This is a genomic window from Streptomyces murinus (genome assembly GCF_002154555.1).
Classification (GTDB): Bacteria; Actinomycetota; Actinomycetes; order Streptomycetales; family Streptomycetaceae; genus Streptomyces; species Streptomyces murinus.
The window spans coordinates 1-4,543 of record NZ_MUNF01000258.1 but is presented as its reverse complement, the minus strand read 5'-3'; the positions used below and the strand labels follow the sequence as shown (position 1 = coordinate 4,543).

At 72.4% G+C, this 4,543-nt stretch carries 6 protein-coding genes; 2 read left to right on the top strand and 4 right to left on the bottom strand.

Annotation, left to right across the window (positions count from 1 at the left end; translation table 11 throughout):
* Positions 1-32 precede the first annotated feature (32 nt).
* Genes CCN72_RS17250 through CCN72_RS17240 form a run of 3 tightly spaced genes read right to left on the bottom strand, consistent with a single transcriptional unit; the run spans position 33 to position 1,379 of the window.
* Positions 33-677 (bottom strand): HD domain-containing protein, encoded by a 645-nt coding sequence (locus CCN72_RS17250; RefSeq protein WP_086808293.1) that lies wholly within the window; start codon positions 675-677, stop codon positions 33-35.
* A gap of 55 nt (positions 678-732) precedes the next feature.
* Entirely contained in the window at positions 733-1,134 is a 402-nt protein-coding gene (locus CCN72_RS17245) for a DNA-binding protein (RefSeq protein WP_086808292.1), read from the bottom strand.
* A complete protein-coding gene (locus tag CCN72_RS17240; protein WP_086808291.1) occupies positions 1,131-1,379 on the bottom strand; it encodes a hypothetical protein in 249 nt (82 codons plus the stop codon). Before CCN72_RS17240 ends, CCN72_RS17245 begins: the two co-directional genes overlap by 4 nt.
* Before the next feature lie 136 nt (positions 1,380-1,515).
* Between CCN72_RS17240 and CCN72_RS17235 the strand changes: the two genes are divergently transcribed.
* Positions 1,516-2,250, top strand: a complete 735-nt coding sequence (locus CCN72_RS17235) for a copper homeostasis protein CutC (RefSeq protein WP_085565329.1) — start codon at positions 1,516-1,518, stop codon at positions 2,248-2,250.
* A 41-nt stretch (positions 2,251-2,291) separates the two neighbouring features.
* On the opposite strand, the gene CCN72_RS17230 is transcribed toward CCN72_RS17235, so the two are convergent.
* The gene (locus tag CCN72_RS17230; RefSeq protein ID WP_086808290.1) at positions 2,292-3,488 is read right to left on the bottom strand and encodes an FAD-dependent monooxygenase; all 1,197 of its coding nucleotides are present in this window, start codon (positions 3,486-3,488) and stop codon (positions 2,292-2,294) included.
* A gap of 129 nt (positions 3,489-3,617) precedes the next feature.
* Between CCN72_RS17230 and CCN72_RS17225 the strand changes: the two genes are divergently transcribed.
* Positions 3,618-4,247, top strand: a complete 630-nt coding sequence (locus CCN72_RS17225) for a TetR/AcrR family transcriptional regulator (RefSeq protein WP_086808289.1) — start codon at positions 3,618-3,620, stop codon at positions 4,245-4,247.
* The last annotated feature ends 296 nt before the right edge of the window (positions 4,248-4,543 follow it).

Below are 4,543 nucleotides of genomic sequence, written 5' to 3'. Positions count from 1 at the left end.
ATTGTCAGACAGGCCCTAGGCAGGGGACGGCGTCACGGCGACAGCATTTCCAGTTCGGCGGCGAGGTTGTAGCGGGCGGTGGCCGTCCAGTGCTCCCGGCCGTAGGGGGTGTGGAACAGCCGTGGCAGCGCGAGGAGTTGGCGCAGTACATCGGAACGCCCCTGCCGGAAGGCGTCATCGGGGACGAAGTGGTACTCCTCGCGGACCTCGGCGGCGTAGGCGGCGTACGCCGACGGGGGCGCGGCCAGGATCGCCAGGTCGGCGTCGCACAGCACCTGGCCGTCGCGGTCGTCCTCGGCCGGGTCGTGCGTGACGGTCAGCCGGACGAGCCGGGCCACCTCCGCGACCTTCGCCGGCTCCACCCCGGCCTCCGGCAGCGCGCGCTCGGCCAGGTGCGCCGAACGCTCCTCGTTCTCGGAACGGTCCGGCAGATAGACGGCGTCGTGGAACCAGGCGGCCAGGCGTACGACATCGGGGTCGGCCGCGTGCGCCTCCAGCACGTCGACATGGTCCAGGACCGCGGTGAGGTGGGTCAGCGTGTGGTAGTGCCGCTGGGGTTCCTGCCAGCGGGCGAGCAGATTGTCCGCATAGGGCACGGGATCCGGACCGCCCTCGCCACCACGGGCGGCATCCAGGGCACGGACGAAACGGAGACGGAGCGCGTCGAGGTCGGCCATGGGGTCATTCTCTTACGGCCGGGGGCGGCCGATGGGATGCCGACGGTCCGGACGCTCAGATGCCGATGATCCGGACGCGGTCGCCGCACAAGCGGGCCATGTCGTCGACGTCGGACGTCAAGACGGCCACCGGACCCGGCTGGCGCAGGGCCATCTCGGCGACGGTCGCGTCGATCGCGTACTTGTGGCCGTGCAGGCCCGTGCCCTTGAGGAGTTCGGCGGACGCCCTCGCCGCGCTCTCGGTCAGCGGCTCGACCTTGACGCGGGACAGGATCCATCGCAGCCGGGGCATGTTCACTCGCGCGTGGCTGACTTCCACGATGGTGTTGGCTCCGATGACGACATCCGCGCCCATGGCGTGGAACACCTGGAACATCGCGAGGATCTTGCGGTCCTGCGCGATCCAGGCGGAGACCCCCTGGGAGTCCACTACGACGGTCTCGACGTGCTCGTTCACGCCGCGCTCGCCGGGCCCTCGGCGCCTGTTGCCCCGAAGATCCTGGAGTGGGCCTCCGCCAGTTCCTCCTCGGTGAAGGGCCCGTGTTCCTCCTGGTGGCGCAGCAGGTCGGCGCCGAGCAGCTGATGCCGCAGTTGCCGTGCCACGGCTTCGGCGACATAGCCGGAGACGTTGTCGGTGAGTTTTCTCAGTTCGGCGACCTGTTCGGTCGGCAGTGTCACCGTGATCCGTGTCGTGTCCGCCATGGTGCGAGCATACTGCGGTATGCGCGATCTGTGTCACGGCCCATCACGCCGGTGGCGTACTGGCGCGCGCCCGGCCGCGTACTCTTAAATTGGACTAGACCTCTACTGGATCTTTGGCCATGACGAATGGGGTGCCATGAGCAAGCGTGCAGTCCTGGAGGTGATCGCCCTCGACATCGAGGACGCGGTCGCCGCCCAGGCCGGAGGCGCGGATCGCCTGGAGCTGGTCACCGAGATGGCCGCCGACGGGCTCACCCCGTCCGCCGCCACCGTCGCCGGCATCCGTGCCGCCGTCGACATCGACCTGCGCGTGATGCTCCGCCTGGCGGACGGATTCGCGGCCGGTGACATGGCCCGGCTGCTGCGGGTGGTGGAGGAGATGCGGGCGGCCGGCGCCGACCAGTTCGTGCTGGGGTTCCTCGACGCGGACGGGGGAGTGGACCTGGCCGCCGTGGAGCGGGTGGCCGGTGCGCTGGAGGGCTGCCGGTGGACCTTCCACCGCGCGATCGACCGGGCCGCCGACCGCGACGCCCTGCGCAAGCAGCTCGCCGACCTGCCCGGCCTCGACACCTACCTCACCGCGGGCGCCGCCACCGGCGTCGACGAGGGGCTGCCGACCCTGCTGGCCGAGTACGGCCGCCGCGGTGAGCCGGGCTACGGCCAGACCGTCCTGGTCGGCGGCGGCCTCCGCCTCGACCATGTGCCGCCGCTGCTCGCCGCGGGCCTCGACGCCTTCCACATCGGCGGCGCGGCGCGTCCGCAGGGCTGGCACGGACCGGTCTCGGAAGGTGCCGTCAAGGAGTGGCGGCGGGTGCTGGACGGCGCGGCCGACCAGAGCCGACCAGAGATGACCGGAGCCGACCGGGGCTGACTGGGCTGACCTGGGTTTTTCCTGAAGGGCGGGCTGGTCCCTCAGGTCGGCTGCCCCTGTCCGTGACCGGCCGCCAGGCGGGTGAAGGTCTTCGCCAGCGGGGGCTTCTGGATCTGGCGGATCAGCCACGCGACGGCGTGGATGCCGAGTTCGGTACGAGGCGCCGCCTGCCGCACCCGCCCCGGGAACAGCCGCTGCGCGTCCTGGACGCGCGGTCGCATCGCGGTCTCGTACGCGGTGAGCGCGTCCGAAAGGCGGTGCGGCAGCCGCAGGGCGTCGGCCGCCTCGACGGCGTCGGCCAGCGCCGCCGCGCCGCGCAGCGCCAGGGCGGTGCCGAGCCCGCTGAGGGGGCTCGCGCACCAGGCGCTGTCCCCGAGCAACACCACCCGGCCGTCGGACCACTTCGGCAGCTGGATCTGGTCGAGGGTGTCGAGGGCGAAGTCCGGCGCCTGCCGCGCGGCGGCGAGAAGCTCCCGGGTGCGCCACCCCACATCCGCGAACACCTGGTCGAGCAGGGCGAATTGGGCCTCCCGGTCGCGCCGCGGCGGCAGCGTCGTCGCCGCGAAGGTGAACCCGATCTCCTGCTGGCCCGGATGCCCCGGACGTGCCTCGACGGAGCGGCTGCCCGGCGCGTTGTGAGTGACGAACCAGCCGTCGACCGGGGGCGTCGCCGGGGTCTCGTCCATGGTGAACCAGGCGTGCGCGAGGCCCAGTTGGCGGCGGAACACCTCCTCGGGCCCGAAGCGCAGCCGACGCACCCGCGAGTGCGCCCCGTCCGCGCCGATCACCAGGTCGAACTCGGCGGGCGGCGCGTGGCGGAACCGTACCGACACCCCGTTCGGGGCGTCCTCCAGCGCCTCCACGGTCTCTCCGAAGAGGTGCGTGACCTGCGCGCCGGCCGCGTCGTGCAGGACGCGGGCGAGGTCCGAGCGGAGCAGCTCCTCCTTGGAGACGTAGCCGTTGCCGCCGAACGCCTCGACGGGCATCTCCGCGAGCCGCCGTCCGTCGCCGTCCACCCAGGCCGCGCCGCGCTGGTCCACCAGCCGGGCGAGGACCTCGTCGAGCAGCCCGAGCCGGTCGAGCACCGCACGGCAGTCGCCGCGCAGATCGACGGACTGACCGCCGCCGCGCAGCTCCGGGGCGATCTCCGCGACGGTGACCTCCCAGCCGGCCCGTCCCAGCATGAGCGCGACGGTGTCGCCCGCGATCCCCGCACCCACCACAAGTACCCGAGGCATGAGCCCCACCTTCCTAACGCGAATGTCTTGCGTTTGAGAGTACGGCAAAGAGGGCCACTAATGCGAGTTACTCGCGTTAGCAGTCGATATCCAGCCACTAACGCGAGTGAGTCGCGGTAGCATGGGTGCATGACGCAAGCAGCAGGGACGATCCGTCCAGGAGGCAGATCCGCCAAGACGCGGGACGCGGTGCACGCGGCGGTCCGGGCACTGCTCGACTCCTCTCCGGACGGCACGGTCACGGTGGCGGAGGTGGCCGAGCGCTCCGGGGTGCACCCGGCGACCATCTACCGGCGCTGGCGCACCCCCGAGGGGCTCGTCCTCGACACCCTCTTCGAGGAGCTGAGCCGGCGCTCGCCGCTGCCCGTCACCGGGGATCTGCGGGCCGACGCGCTGGTCTACACCCAGCGGCTGCTCGCGGGCCTGCGCGAGGACAAGAACCTGGCGCTGGCCAGGGCGTTCGCCGCCGCGACCCGCTCGGGGACGCTCGACGCCGACGGGCTGAACCAGTTCGTCGAACCCCGCACCCGCCAGATCGAGGCGATGCTCACCGCCGCGGGCACCGGCGAACTGGACGTCCAGGACGTGCTGGAACTGATCCTCGCCCCCGCCTACACCCACGCCCTGCTGGCCAACCCGCTGCGCACCGACGCCGACGCGGAACGCCTGGTCGACAACCTCCTCGCCGTCCTCACCCAGCGCCGGGCGCGCGCCGGAGCGGCGGGGGACGACACCGGAGCCCTGGAGGGCGACGCCTGAGCCGTCGTACGACGCGCACCGCCCGAGCCGCCGTAGCGCGCGGGCAACGCGAACCGCCCCGCCCCCGGCCGATTTCTCGGTGCGGGGGCGGGGCGGTCGGGTGCTGCGGGTACCGGGTGCCTCGGGTACCGGGTGGCCGCTAGGGCCTGTCTGACAATTCCCGTCCTCGCCCGGAGGGCGGCCGCGCGGCGTCAGGTCCGTGCTCTCGGGGTGCCGGGCGTAGGCCCTCGTACTGGACGTACTTGGGTCTGCGCCCCGTGCCGCGCGAGTGCGTGCATGGCGTCGCGCGGCAGACG